The 12913-nt window shown below is 65.5% G+C and carries 10 protein-coding genes and 1 tRNA gene; 7 read left to right on the forward strand and 4 right to left on the reverse strand.

The features are described 5' to 3' along the window. The first annotated feature begins 1 nt into the window (after position 1). A complete protein-coding gene (locus WBP06_RS02500) occupies positions 2 to 688 on the forward strand; it encodes a hypothetical protein (protein WP_395331540.1) in 687 nt (228 codons plus the stop codon). A gap of 23 nt (positions 689 to 711) precedes the next feature. Next, the gene (locus WBP06_RS02505; protein ID WP_395331542.1) at positions 712 to 2019 is read left to right on the forward strand and encodes a tetratricopeptide repeat protein; all 1308 of its coding nucleotides are present in this window, start codon (positions 712 to 714) and stop codon (positions 2017 to 2019) included. Between the two features lie 278 nt (positions 2020 to 2297). Here the strand turns inward: WBP06_RS02505 and WBP06_RS02510 are convergent, their stop codons facing one another. Together WBP06_RS02510 and WBP06_RS02515 are read right to left on the reverse strand one after the other, a co-directional pair. Beyond that, positions 2298 to 3539, reverse strand: coding sequence for a dihydroorotase family protein (locus WBP06_RS02510; protein ID WP_395331544.1), 1242 nt, complete (start codon positions 3537 to 3539; stop codon positions 2298 to 2300). Continuing rightward, positions 3536 to 4516, reverse strand: a complete 981-nt coding sequence (locus tag WBP06_RS02515; protein WP_395331546.1) for an aspartate carbamoyltransferase catalytic subunit — start codon at positions 4514 to 4516, stop codon at positions 3536 to 3538. Before WBP06_RS02515 ends, WBP06_RS02510 begins: the two co-directional genes overlap by 4 nt. Before the next feature lie 154 nt (positions 4517 to 4670). Here WBP06_RS02515 and sppA point away from each other — a divergent pair, with 154 nt between their 5' ends. Further along, positions 4671 to 6569, forward strand: coding sequence for a signal peptide peptidase SppA (gene sppA / locus WBP06_RS02520; RefSeq protein ID WP_395331548.1), 1899 nt, complete (start codon positions 4671 to 4673; stop codon positions 6567 to 6569). A 92-nt stretch (positions 6570 to 6661) separates the two neighbouring features. On the opposite strand, the gene WBP06_RS02525 is transcribed toward sppA, so the two are convergent. After that, the gene (locus WBP06_RS02525; protein WP_395331550.1) at positions 6662 to 6823 is read right to left on the reverse strand and encodes a hypothetical protein; all 162 of its coding nucleotides are present in this window, start codon (positions 6821 to 6823) and stop codon (positions 6662 to 6664) included. 211 nt (positions 6824 to 7034) lie between these two features. Here WBP06_RS02525 and WBP06_RS02530 point away from each other — a divergent pair. Both WBP06_RS02530 and tig read left to right on the forward strand, forming a co-directional pair. After that, positions 7035 to 7119, forward strand: a tRNA-Leu gene (locus WBP06_RS02530). An 88-nt stretch (positions 7120 to 7207) separates the two neighbouring features. Beyond that, complete coding sequence (gene tig, locus WBP06_RS02535; protein WP_395331552.1) at positions 7208 to 8773, forward strand: trigger factor; 1566 nt, start codon at positions 7208 to 7210, stop codon at positions 8771 to 8773. A gap of 170 nt (positions 8774 to 8943) precedes the next feature. Here tig and WBP06_RS02540 read toward each other — a convergent pair whose 3' ends face one another. Next, a complete protein-coding gene (locus WBP06_RS02540) occupies positions 8944 to 10419 on the reverse strand; it encodes a hypothetical protein (RefSeq protein ID WP_395331554.1) in 1476 nt (491 codons plus the stop codon). A 248-nt stretch (positions 10420 to 10667) separates the two neighbouring features. Here WBP06_RS02540 and clpP point away from each other — a divergent pair, with 248 nt between their 5' ends. Together clpP and clpX are read left to right on the forward strand one after the other, a co-directional pair. Continuing rightward, complete coding sequence (gene clpP / locus WBP06_RS02545) at positions 10668 to 11336, forward strand: ATP-dependent Clp endopeptidase proteolytic subunit ClpP (protein ID WP_395331556.1); 669 nt, start codon at positions 10668 to 10670, stop codon at positions 11334 to 11336. A 148-nt stretch (positions 11337 to 11484) separates the two neighbouring features. Further along, positions 11485 to 12747, forward strand: coding sequence for an ATP-dependent Clp protease ATP-binding subunit ClpX (gene clpX / locus WBP06_RS02550; RefSeq protein WP_395331558.1), 1263 nt, complete (start codon positions 11485 to 11487; stop codon positions 12745 to 12747). Positions 12748 to 12913 lie beyond the last annotated feature (166 nt).

A 12913-nucleotide genomic window follows, 5' to 3' on the forward strand; every position in this document is an offset into this window, starting at 1 on the left:
CATGTCCGGCGCGATGAGCGAGCCCCGTACATTCGCGTCGCTTTCGCCGAGCCTGCTGGCTCGCAAAGGCAGCGCCAAGCCGGCGATGCGCCGCCAGGACAACGCCTCTTTCGGCATGAGCGGCATGACCGCCTCGCCTGCACCGATCGACGACCTTGGCTGGAACGACTGGGGCGCGCCCGAACAGGCAGCGCAGCAGGTCGCTCCCGCAGCGGTTGAGGCCCCGGTCGAGGCTGTGGCACCTGTCGCAATCGTGGTTTCGAACCCGGCTCCTGAACCGGCTTTCGAGGAAGAACATTTCGAAGAGGCGCATTCGGAAGAAGCGGGCCTCGACGACATGCATTTCGGCGAGGAAGAGGGCGAGGACGGTTCGACCGACGCGCCGATGGCCTCGCTCATGCCCGAAATGCCGGCGCTTGCGCCGCGCAAGCCGGACGTGCTGCGCCAGATCGAGGATCTGGCCGAACGCATCAACCGCACCGCTGCGCCGGTGCGCCCGATGATCACCGAGGGTCGCCGCGCCGCCTTCACGCTGCGCCTCGATGCCGAACGTCATTTCCGCCTCAAGATGGCCGGCGTGCTGCTGAACCGCAGCGCCCAGACCATCGTGACCGAAGCGCTGGACAAATACCTTGCGGAATTTGCCGACGTTTCGGCGCCGGCCCGCATGGCCGCGAAGCGCAGCTGATCTGTCCTAGGGGGGACATTCTGATGGAACGCCTCAATTCTTCTCGCACCCGTACGGTTGGGCTGACGGTGGGCGCGGCCATGGCGGCGGCGCTGCTGGTCAGCTGTGCGAGCCACGGACCGGTCGCCAGCTCCGGCGCCCCCGCCACGGCATCGGCCGATGCGGGCGACAAGGGCATTGCCCGGGCCGAGCAGCGCGTAGCCAAGTCTCCCCGCGATGCCGCCGGGCGCACGGCGCTGGCGCAGGCCTACCTTGCAGCGGGGCGCTTCGATTCGGCGGCCACCACCTTTGAAGACGCGATTTCGCTGGGCGACCAGAATCCGCACACGGCGCTTGGCGCGGCCCTCGCCTATATCGGCGCCGGCCGCAATGCCGAGGCGCTGGCCGTGCTGGAGCGCGTGCAGGACAAGCTTCCTGCCAGCGATTTCGGCCTGGCCGTGGCGCTTGCCGGTCAGCCAGCCACCGGCGTTTCGATCCTGACCGACCTTGTGCGTGGTGGAGAGGCGACGCCCAAGGCGCGCCAGAACCTTGCCTATGCCTACGCCCTTGATGGTCGCTGGCGTGAAGCGCGCCTGATCGCGTCGCAGGATCTTTCGGGCGATCAGCTTGATGCGCGCCTTAACGAATGGGCTTCCAGCGCGGCACCCGCGCAGGGGCGCGAGCGTATCGCCGCGCTGATCGGCGCGCCGCTGCGTGGCGATGCCGGCCAACCGGCCATGCTGGCGCTCAACCCGACGACCGATGGCGCGCAACTCGCAGCCGCCGAGGTTCCCGCACCTGCCGCCGATGTGCCGGCCGCCGCTACAACGCCTGCTCCGGTGCAGGTTGCGGCCGCTGGCGGCGAACTGCCGGCCGTGCAGTCCGGTGAAAGCTTCTGGGGCAGCAGCCAGCCCGAGGAAGCGGCTCCCACGCCTGTCGCCGCGCCGCGACCGGCCACGACAGTTGCCGCGCGCAGTCTTCCCAAGCCCGCCTTTGCACAGGCACCGGCCGCGCGCCGCGCTGCTGCTCCGGCCCGTGTTGCAACCGTCGCTCAGCCCAAGCGGGCGGCCGGTGACACCACCCATCTCGTCCAGCTCGGTTCGTTCCGCTCGATGGACGGCGCCAAGCGTGCCTGGGCCATCTTCCAGGCGAAGAACCCGAAGCTGAAAGATCACACCCTGCGCATCACCGAGGCGCAAGTGAACGGCCAGCGCTACTATCGCGTCGCTGCCGAGGGCTTTGACCGTGATGGCGCACAGTCGCTGTGCTCCACCGTGCGCCAGGGCGGATCGGCCTGCCTTGCCTATTCCGAACGCAGCCCCTTGCCGGGCGCGAAGCTCGCGAGCCGCTGACGCGTCTCGCCTCTACCAGTTCCATGTGAACCTGAACGGCTCCTGTCCTCGGACAGGGGCCGTCTTTTTTGGTGGGGGGTGGGGAGTTGGCTGGTCAGCGATCAGCGGAGCTTATCAAAAGCAACCCGTCGCCCCGCGAAGGCGAGGGGCCCCGCTTTCTTTTTGCCCAGCGCGCAAGAGAAGCGTGATCCCCGCCTTCGCGGGGATCACGGTGCGTTTTGAGAGAGATTTGAGCGGGGCGGCGTCGCGCTCGGCCCCGCTTCGGTCCATGAAACTGCTTACTTCTGCAGAACCGGCACGCCGCCCTTGAACAGCGCCACGGCGCGGCCCTGCACGGGCTGTTTGTCGAACGGTGTATTGCCGGCAAGCGCAGCCATCTTGTCCGAATCGACGATCCACGGACGGTCCGGCGCGATCACCGCGATATCCGCTTCCGCACCCACTTCCAGCTTGCCGGCGTTCACGCCCAGCAGTTTTGCCGGGTTGGTGGCCACCAGTTCGAACGCGCGCGCCATGGAGATGACGCCGTCGCGGACCAGGTTCATGGTGTGCGGTAGCAGTGTCTCGGCGCCGGCCATGCCGGGCGCCGAATCGGAGAACGGCAGGCGCTTGTCCTCGGGGCCGCGCGGATCGTGGCCGGATGCGATCACGTCGATGGTGCCGTCGCCGATCGCGGCGATCACCGCCTTGCGATCGTCTTCCGAACGCAGCGGCGGGGAGAGGTGGGCGAACGTGCGGAAGCCCGCCAGTGCCAGGTCCGACAGCATGAAGTAGGCCGGCGTCACGCCCGCCGTCACTTTCAGGCCGCGCGCCTTGGCTGCGCGTACGAGGTCCAGTCCCTTGGCGGTGGTCACCTTGCGGAAGTGGATCGGCGCGTTCGCCAGTTCGGCCAGCGCGATGTCGCGGGCAATGGCCAGCGCTTCGGCTTCGGCGGGGGCGGAGGGCAGGCCCAGACGCGTCGCCATTTCGCCGGAGGTGGCCACGGCCTTGCCGACAATGCCCGCATCCTCGGAATGGGTCATCACCACCATGCCCAGCATGCCGGTGTACTGCAGCAGGCGCAGCATCGTGCCCGAATCGCCGATCCAGTGGCGGCCGGTGGCGACCGCCTTGGCGCCGGCATCGCGCATCAGCGCGATCTCGGCCAACGAAGTGCCCTCCAGCCCCTGCGTGGCGGCGGCCAGCGGGTGAACCCAGAAGTCCGGCTTGCCCGACTGCGCGGCGAAGCGCACGCGGGCCGGCACGTCCAGCGGTGGGTTCTGATCCGGCATCAGCGCCGCGCGGGTAATGCCGCCGAAGTGGAAGGCCGGCTTGTCGATGGCGAAGACGCCCAGATCGACAAGGCCCGGCGCGATCAGGTGGCCGCCCGCGTCATGGACGGTATCGCCCGGCTGCGCGGCAACCTGGGCGCCGATCGCGGTGATGAAGCCGCCCTCGCAGCGCAGGGCGCCGGGGGTGATGGTGCCGTCGGCCAGGACGAGCTTGCCGTTGGTGACGGTGAGGGGTGCCTGATTGCTCATGCCCAGCCCTCCACATTGCGGGCTTTTCGGGTCAGCACATCCAGGCAGGCCATGCGCATGGCAACGCCCATTTCCACCTGTGTGGTGATCTGCGAGCGGCCGACCAGATCGGCCACGTTGGAATCGATCTCGATGCCGCGGTTCATCGGTCCCGGATGCATGACGAGGGCGTCGGGCTCTGCCTTGGCAAGGCGATCGAGCGTCAGGCCGTAGAGATGGCGATATTCGCGGGGGGAGGGAATGAACTGGCCTTCCATGCGCTCCAGCTGAAGGCGCAGCATCATCACCACGTCCGCCCCCTTCAGCGCGGCGTCGAAATCGTGGAACACCTTCACGTTCATCCGTTCGATATCGGCGGGCATCAGCGCGGGAGGCGCGCAGACGCGCACTTCGGCGCCCAGCGAAGCGAGCGAGAGGATGTTGGAACGGGCGACGCGGCTGTGCAGGATATCGCCGCAGATGGTGACGCGCAGGCCGTTGAAGGCGCGCTTGGCCTGGCGGATCGTCAGCGCGTCCAGCAGGGCCTGTGTGGGGTGTTCGTGCTGGCCGTCACCGGCGTTGAGTACGGGGCAGTCCACCCGATTGGCGATCAGCTGCACCGCGCCGGAACTGGCGTGGCGGATCACGATGGCATCGGCGCGCATGGCGTTCAGCGTCATCGCCGTGTCGATCAGCGTTTCGCCCTTCTTCACGCTGGAATTGGCGACCGCCATGTTCACCACATCGGCGCCCAGACGCTTGCCAGCAATCTCGAAACTCAGCAGCGTGCGCGTCGAATTCTCGAAGAAGGCATTGATGATCGTCAGGCCGGAAAGCAGATCGCGCCGCTTCTGCGTGCCGCGATTCATCTCCACCCATTGCTCGGCTTCGTCGAGGAGGAACCAGATCTCATGCGGGGCAAGACCACCGATGCCCACGAGACCGCGATGCGGGAAGGCCATGGCGCCTTCCGGATAGATATATTCTGGGGATGTCATCGAAGATCAGGCACTAGGCCCAGCTGGCCTCGGGCTCAAGCATTTTACGGGCAATAACACGCAAGAGAAACGCTGTGACCGGAAACCTTGTTTCACGGTCTGGCGGCAGGCGGCAGTGGAGCGTATGCAGTTTTCCGGAAAGGCGGGTGAATCCATGAAGTTCGCGCACAGGGTCTGGAAATTGCTGGTCGGCGTGAAGGATGCGCTGGCGCTGGTTTTCCTCTTGCTGTTTTTCGGGTTGCTCTACGCGGTGCTGACATCGCGTCCGGCGGCGACCCGCATTCAGGACGGTGCGTTGGTGCTGGACCTCAACGGATCCATCGTCGAGGAAAAGAGCAGGCCCGATCCGTTCAGCCTGCTGGCCGGCAGCCAGGCGCCCGCCGGCCAGTTCCAGGCGCGCGACGTGGAACGCGCGCTGAAGCTGGCGGCGACCGACAAGCGCATCAAGGTCGTCGTGCTGGACATGTCGCGCTTTCTGGGCGGCGGCATGGTCCATATCGAGGAGATCGGCCAGGCGCTGGACGATGTGCGCAAGGCGGGCAAGCCGGTGCTGACCTTCGCCAATGCCTATGCGGACGATGGCGTACAACTGGCCTCGCACGCCAGCGAAGTCTGGATCGATCCGATGGGCGGCGCCTTCGTGGCGGGGCCGGGCGGCAACCAGGTCTATTTCAAGGCGCTGCTCGATCGCTTCAAGGTCAATGCCCACGTCTATCGCGCGGGCACCTACAAGAGCTTCGTGGAACCCTATATCCGCAATGACATGTCGCCCGCCGCGCGGGAGGCCTATCAGGACATCTATGGCGCGCTGTGGGGCAGCTACAAAGCGGATGTCGCCAAGGCGCGCCCGAAGTCGCAGCTTGACCGGATGACCGGCGATCCGCTGGGTTGGGTCAAGGCGACCCGCGGCGATTTTGCCGCAGGGGCGAAGGCCGCCGGGCTGGTCGACCGCATTGGCGACAAGAGCGAATTCGATGCCCGCGTGACCGAGATCGCGGGTGAGGACGATGCGCGGGACGATAACGACCTGCCTTACCGCCACACCGATCTGGCAGCCTGGCTGAAGGCCAATCCCGAAAAGCAGGAAGGTGCGAAGATCGGCGTCGTCACCATCGCGGGCGAGATCGTCGACGGCGACGCGGGCCCCGGCACCGCCGGCGGCGACCGTATCGCCCAACTGCTGGACGACAATATCGACGAGGGCTTCAAGGCGCTGGTCGTGCGAATCGATTCGCCGGGCGGCTCCGCCATGGCTGCCGAACGGATGCGCCGCGCTATCGACCGGTACAAGGCCAAGAAGATTCCGGTGGTCGTGTCGATGGGCAACCTTGCCGCCAGCGGCGGCTACTGGGTCTCCACGCCGGGGCAAACGGTGTTCGCGCAGCCGGCGACGATCACCGGCTCGATCGGTGTATTCGCGGTGGTGACCAGCTTCGAGAAGACGCTGGGCGAATACGGCGTCAACAGCGATGGTGTGAAGACCACGCCGCTGTCCGGCCAGCCCGACATTCTGGGTGGCTTCACCCCCGAAGTGGAAGGGATGCTGCAGGCCTCGGTCGAGAACACGTATGGCAAGTTCGTCGCCCTTGCCGCGCAGGCGCGCAAGACGACACCGGAAAAGATGGACGTGATCGCGCAGGGCCGCGTCTGGCCGGGATCGGAAGCGCAGAAGATCGGCCTTGTCGACAAGATGGGCGATCTTGACGCGGCGCTGGCCGAAGCGGCCCGGGTCGGCGGCGTCGGCAACGGCAAGTGGCACGCGGTCTATCTGCAGAGCGACGAGGACACTTTCAGCAAGTTTCTCAGCAGCATGACCTCGCAGGCCCCGGACGACAGCGCCCGCGTGCAGGCGGGGGCCTATGACTTCGCCAGCCTGGTGTCCCGCCGCCGTGACGAACAGGCTTCGCGCGTGGCTGGGCAGTTGACCGCGATGCTCTCAAGCCGCGGGGCGCAGGCCTATTGCCTCGAATGCCCGGTGGTGCCGGGCAGCGCCCGCAAGGCGGACGATATGTCGACGCTGCACATGCTGGCGAAGCTGGTGGGCTTCGACTGAAGGTGGGAGGAACGCGCCAGTTTCAGGCGCATAAACGTCCCCGCGAAGGCGGGATCGCGCTTGCTGCTCCAGAAACCTTGGAAAGCCGTCGCTCAATCGGGCGGCGGCATCTCCAGTGGGCCGGTATCGGGCTGGTCGAAATCCGGCCCTTCGGGCGGCAGTTCCTCGGGCAAGTCCGGCGCGCCGGGCTCCATCGGCGGAACCGGCGTTTCGGGCGGGGTATTGCCGGGATCGTCTGCGGGTTGGGTGGCCATCTTGCCTCTCGCTATCGCTGATAGACCTTTATCTGGGAAGTAACGCGCGGGCGGGCAAGTTGGTGCCATGCAAGGGGCCGGCGATCCATCCTGCGGCCGGAACGCCATGGCCCTTCCGCCCACAATATAAGGACGCGGCGAATCGCCGCCCTTGCCCTTTCCCGCGTGTCCTTATAAGGGCACGTTCCTTGAGTTTCTGGCTTTCATCCATGCGGGCGTGGCGGAACTGGTAGACGCGCTGGTTTTAGGTACCAGTATCGAAAGATGTGGGGGTTCGAGTCCCTTCGCCCGCACCAGTCTCGTCGCCCTGGGGGAGGGGAGTCGCGAGAATCGGCCCGCAGGCTCGTTGCTGGGCCCGTTGAATTGCACAGGAAGGCATTTGAAATGCAGATCGTCGAAACCACCAACGAGGGCCTCAAGCGCGCCTACACGGTGACCATTCCCGCCACGACCATCACCGCGCGCGTCGAAGGCGAAATCAAGAAGATCGCCCCGCAGGTGAAGATGCCCGGCTTCCGCGCCGGCAAGGTTCCCGCCAACCTGGTCAAGAAGATGCACGGCGAAGCGATCCACCAGGACGCGCTGAACGCCACCATCCGCGAAGCCATGGACAAGCTGGTCACCGACCACGCGCTGCGCCCGGCCATGAACCCCGACGTCGCCCTGGGCGAAGGGTACGAGCAGGGCAAGGACGCCGAGCTGACCGTCAGCCTGGAAGTTCTCCCGGTGATCGAAGCCCCGGCCATCGACGGTCTGAAGCTTGAAAAGCTGGTCGTGCCCGTGTCGGAAGACGCGGTGACCGAAGCGGTCGAGCGCATCGCCTCGCAGCAGCAGCGTTTCGAAACCAAGGACGGCGCAGCTGCCGACGGCGACCAGCTGATCATCGACTTCACCGGCAAGCTCGACGGCGTCGAGTTCGACGGCGGCAAGGCCGAGAAGGCCCCGCTCGTGATCGGTTCGGGCCGCTTCATCCCCGGCTTCGAAGAGCAGCTGGGCGGCGCCAAGGCTGGCGACGAGCGCACCATCACCGTGACCTTCCCGGAGGATTACCCGGCCGCGAACCTCGCCGGCAAGGAAACCACCTTCGACATCGTCGTGCACGAAGTGAAGGCCCCGGCCGAATCGAAGCTGGACGACGACTTCGCGAAGGAACTGGGTCTTGAGAGCCTTGAGCAGCTCCAGGGCCTGCTGAAGGGCCAGCTGGAGCAGGAAACTGCCGGCCTGACCCGCACCGCCATGAAGCGCCAGCTGCTCGACCAGCTTGCCGCCGGTCATGACTTCGACGTGCCGCCGACCATGGTGGAAGCCGAATTCTCGCAGATCTGGCAGCAGCTGACCCAGGAAGCCGCCGGCGAGGAAGATCCCGCGGCCGCTCTGGCCGAGATCGAAGCCGAGAAGGACGACTACCGCAAGATCGCCGAGCGTCGCGTGCGCCTTGGCCTGCTGCTGTCGGAAATCGGCCAGACCAACGGCGTCGAAGTGACCGCGCAGGAAATGTCGATGCTGGTCGCGCAGGCCGCCCAGCAGTATCGTCCGGAAGACCGCCAGCGCTTCATGGAATACGTCCGTCAGGACCCGATGATGGCCGCTCAGCTGCGCGCGCCGCTTTACGAAGACAAGGTCGTCGACTTCCTCATCGAGAAGGCTGACGTCACCGAGCGTGAAGTGACCCGCGACGAACTGCAGGCCGCCATCGAAGCCGACACCGACGGCGAGAAGGCGACGGAAGCCAAGAAGCCGGCCGCCAAGAAGGCCCCGGCCAAGAAGGCTGCCGCCAAGAAGGACGAAGCCGAAGCGCCTGCTGAGGAAGCTGCGGCCGAGGAAAAGCCGAAGAAGGCTCCCGCCAAGAAGGCTGCTGCCAAGAAGGACGAGGCTGCTGAGGCCGAGGCCGAGGCCAAGCCGGCCAAGAAGGCTCCGGCCAAGAAGGCGGCTGCCAAGAAGGAAGACTGATCGCGTCGCGTAGACCGCTGACCGATCGTTGAAGGCCCGCCGCGCGCAAGCACGGCGGGCCTTTCCTTTTTCGTATCCCGGTCCCTGTTGGTTTTCAGGCCTCGTCGATTTTCAGACCCAGTCGATTTTCAGGCCCAGTCGGTTTTTGGGCCTGCCAGTTCCGGGCCCGATCAGCTCCGTGGCTGCGCGATCGCGACCCAACCGTAGCCGATCCGCCTGACCTCGATGGCGTTCACCGCAAAACCGCTGTCGCGCAAATGGGCAAGGATGCTGACATCGTCGAATCGATGGCGGGTGTCGTGCTCCGCCCAGAACAGTGTGGGGCAGCCCCGTGCCAACCGGCGTGAGCTGTCCGGCTCCAGCGCGATGGCGAAGTGCCCGGCAACCTCGCGATAGGCCCACGGGGCGACGGCGCGATTGTCCGCCGGTGGCATCGCCATCACATCGGCATTCCAGAATGGGTCGACATGGACAAGCGTGCCGGGGCAGTCCCTCACTTGTCCGGCGATGAAACGGGCGGTTCCGTACCACGAATTGCGCGTGGCCGCCTTGCCGGTGTTCTGCACCATTCCCCAGATCGACAGCGCGAGCGCTGCGATCAGGCTGAGCGCGGCCATGCGCGGCCCCAAGGCGTGCAGCAGGCGGCCGCAGCCCAGCGCGATACCCACGCTGAGGGCGCCGACCATCGCGGTGAGGTATTTCTCGATCAGCATCGGATGCAGCATGTGCAGCGCGACGAGGGTGACTATGCCGAGCGCCACGCCGCCGGCCAGCAGTGCCAGCGTGCTGACGCCGGCACAGGCGGCGCGCGTGCGCATAAGGTCGCGCCCCATCAATGCAACGCCCAGCACAGAGCCGGCCAAGATCAGCGGATTGGCCTCAAGCGTGCGGAGCAGGGCATATTCGACCGACCAGCGCGCCGACGCAAACCCCGGTTCGATCCAGAACTTTTGCGTGTTGGCCTGCCAGTGCGGCAGCTGGATCAGGCAGGTCGCCACGAAGACCGTGCCGGCCAGGACCGCCGGTACCGCCACTGCCCGGGCGTAGGCCCAGTCCCGCCGCAACATTGCCGCCATCAGAAACGGCGCGATCAGCGCTCCTGCGATCAGGGTGGTGACGATATGGGTATTGAATGCCACCATGACGGTTATGGCATAGACCGCGCGCCGGGCCGGCGAGCCCCCGCTCCGCGCGAGCCCCAATGCGGCGAGTGAAAGCGCCAGCAAGGTGCCGGCGCAGAGCGAGAGGAAGTAGGAGCGCAGTTCGCTGCCGCTCAGGATCGACCATTCGTTGCCCGCCAGCAAAACAAGCAGAGCCGCGCTCGCCGGTCGCAAACGCGGCACATCGCGCACGACAAGAACCCCGCCGAGCAATGACAGCGCCCCGATTGCCAGGTTCAGCAATCGATGAGTCTCGATGGCGCCCATCCAGTCGGTCGCACGGACGAGGGCGTAGTAAAGCGGCGGATGATTGTCCGCCAGCCAGCTCTTGCCCAGCGCATCGCCCCAGCCAGGGCCGGTCTGCGTGACGTATTGCGTGTAGAACTCGTCATACCAGGGCCCGCGATGCAGGCACGCCCAGGCGATGGCCACGGCGAGGGCGATGGCGGCAAGCACCGCCGTGCCCACTTGGAGCGTCTTAGACATGCTGGGCTCCCCCCGAAGCCGGCGACAAGGATTTTCGTTATGCGGCCAAGGGATGACGGAAATATTGAGGGAGGGCAACGGGAGCGTGAAGGATCCGCCTTACATTCGGTCGGAACCGGCACAAGTTGCGCTGTTACACGCGGTTGCCCCCCGATAGTTGTGTGTCCTGCATCGAATGAAGGGTTAAAGCCCTTGAACATCGGGCAGGGGCACGCGACATAGGCGGTCCAAACCAGAAGAGGACTCCCATGCTCGACCTGTTTGGCGCCTCGGGCGCCCAAGGAAAGTTCACTACCGACCCCGTGACCGGCGCTCTCGTGCCGATGGTCGTCGAGCAGACCAGCCGTGGTGAGCGTAGCTTCGACATCTACTCGCGCCTGCTGCGCGAACGCATCGTCTTCATCACCGGCGAAGTCGAGGACCACATGGCCTCGCTGATCGTCGCGCAGTTGCTGTTCCTCGAATCGGAAAATCCGTCGAAGGACATCTCGATGTACATCAACTCGCCGGGTGGCGTGGTGACGGCCGGCATGGCCATCCACGATACCATGCAGTACATCAAGCCGCGCGTTTCGACGGTGTGCATCGGTCAGGCCGCCTCGATGGGCAGCTTCCTGCTCGCCGCCGGTGAGCCGGGCATGCGCATCGCGCTGCCGAACGCCCGAATCATGGTGCACCAGCCCTCGGGCGGGGCACGCGGCATGGCTTCGGACATCGAGATCCAGGCGCGTGAGATTCTGCGGATGCGCAAGCGTCTCAACGATCTCTACGTGAAGTACACCGGCAAGTCGCTCGACGAGATCGAGAAGGCGATGGACCGCGACACCTTCCTCGAAGCCGAGGAAGCACTGGCGTTCGGCCTCGTCGACAAGGTCTTCGAAACGCGGCCCGACGCCGACAAGCCGGCCGAAGCCTGAGCATGACGCGGAAGGTCGGTGCCTGCGGGTATCGACCTTCAGTTCTTTGCAACGGTTATCGGGGTACCCATATCGGGCTAGGATTGCAAAACCGGCCCCGTCCAAGGTAGACTCGACGAGTCGCCTGGAAATGGCCTAAAGACGGAAAATGACGAAATTGAGCGGATCTGACGCGAAAAGCACCCTGTACTGCAGCTTCTGCGGCAAGTCGCAGCACGAAGTGCGCAAGCTGATCGCGGGCCCCACGGTGTTCATCTGCGACGAATGTGTCGAGCTCTGCAACGACATCATTCGCGAAGAAACCAAGGCCGGGATTGCGGGCAAGAAGGACGGCGGCGTGCCGTCTCCCCGCGACATTTGCGAGACGCTGAACGACTACGTGATCGGGCAGGACCGCGCGAAGCGCGTGCTGTCGGTAGCGGTGCACAACCACTACAAGCGCCTGAAGCACAGCGGCAAGCAGGGCGATGTGGAACTGTCGAAGTCGAATATCCTGCTGGTGGGCCCCACCGGTTCGGGCAAGACGCTGCTCGCGCAGACGCTCGCCAAGACGTTCGACGTGCCCTTCACCATGGCCGACGCCACCACACTGACCGAAGCCGGTTACGTGGGCGAGGACGTGGAGAACATCATCCTCAAGCTGCTCCAGGCTTCCGACTACAATGTCGAGAAGGCGCAGCACGGCATCGTCTACATCGACGAGATCGACAAGATCAGCCGCAAGGCCGAGAATCCGTCGATCACGCGCGACGTTTCGGGCGAGGGCGTGCAGCAGGCGCTGCTGAAGCTGATGGAAGGCACCACGGCTTCGGTTCCGCCGCAGGGCGGCCGCAAGCACCCGCAGCAGGAATTCCTGCAGGTGGACACGACCAATATCCTGTTCATCTGCGGCGGCGCCTTCGCGGGTCTTGAGAAGATCATCGCCGACCGCCTCCAGAAGCGCTCGATCGGCTTCGGCGCGCATGTCGCCGATCCGGACAAGCGCCGCGTGGGCGAACTGCTCCAGAAGGCGGAGCCGGAAGATCTGCTCAAGTTTGGTCTCATCCCCGAATTCGTCGGCCGTCTGCCGGTGATCGCGACCCTGAACGACCTCGACATCGAGGCGCTGGTGAAGATCCTGCGCGAGCCGAAGAATGCGCTGGTGAAGCAGTACGCCAAGCTGTTCGAGCTGGAAGATGTGGAACTGACCTTCACGGACGAGGCGCTTGAGGCGATCGCCCAGAAGGCCATCGACCGCAAGACCGGCGCACGCGGCCTGCGTTCGATCGTGGAAGGGCTGCTGCTCGACACCATGTTCGACCTGCCGACCGAAGGTGATATCGCCGAAGTCGTCGTGGACAAGGACGTGGTCGAAGGCCGCAAGGAACCCGTCCGCGTGCTGAAGGGTGACAAGGCCGAAGCCGCAGCCTAAGCGCCGCCGTCAAGGCTAAGACGAAAAGGGCCCGTCCGGATTATCCGGGCGGGCCCTTTTCGTTGTCCGCCGCAATTGCCGTGTTCCTTTTGGTGTGCTTCGGTTAGGTGATGAAGCGCTATCTCTTCGTTTGTAGCCAGAACAAGCTGCGCAGTCCGACGGCGGA

The sequence above is a fragment of the Novosphingobium mississippiense genome, assembly GCF_044029535.1.
In the GTDB taxonomy this organism is placed as follows: domain Bacteria; phylum Pseudomonadota; class Alphaproteobacteria; order Sphingomonadales; family Sphingomonadaceae; genus Novosphingobium.

Bases quoted from the DNA above. Each gene is read 5' to 3' on its own strand.
- WBP06_RS02500 (WP_395331540.1), top strand. From the start codon at position 2: ATGTCCGGCGCGATGAGCGAGCCCCGTACATTCGCGTCGCTTTCGCCG.
- WBP06_RS02505 (WP_395331542.1), top strand. From the start codon at position 712: ATGGAACGCCTCAATTCTTCTCGCACCCGTACGGTTGGGCTGACGGTG.
- WBP06_RS02510 (WP_395331544.1), bottom strand. From the start codon at position 3,539: ATGAGCAATCAGGCACCCCTCACCGTCACCAACGGCAAGCTCGTCCTG.
- WBP06_RS02515 (WP_395331546.1), bottom strand. From the start codon at position 4,516: ATGACATCCCCAGAATATATCTATCCGGAAGGCGCCATGGCCTTCCCG.
- sppA (WP_395331548.1), top strand. From the start codon at position 4,671: ATGAAGTTCGCGCACAGGGTCTGGAAATTGCTGGTCGGCGTGAAGGAT.
- WBP06_RS02525 (WP_395331550.1), bottom strand. From the start codon at position 6,823: ATGGCCACCCAACCCGCAGACGATCCCGGCAATACCCCGCCCGAAACG.
- tig (WP_395331552.1), top strand. From the start codon at position 7,208: ATGCAGATCGTCGAAACCACCAACGAGGGCCTCAAGCGCGCCTACACG.
- WBP06_RS02540 (WP_395331554.1), bottom strand. From the start codon at position 10,419: ATGTCTAAGACGCTCCAAGTGGGCACGGCGGTGCTTGCCGCCATCGCC.
- clpP (WP_395331556.1), top strand. From the start codon at position 10,668: ATGCTCGACCTGTTTGGCGCCTCGGGCGCCCAAGGAAAGTTCACTACC.
- clpX (WP_395331558.1), top strand. From the start codon at position 11,485: ATGACGAAATTGAGCGGATCTGACGCGAAAAGCACCCTGTACTGCAGC.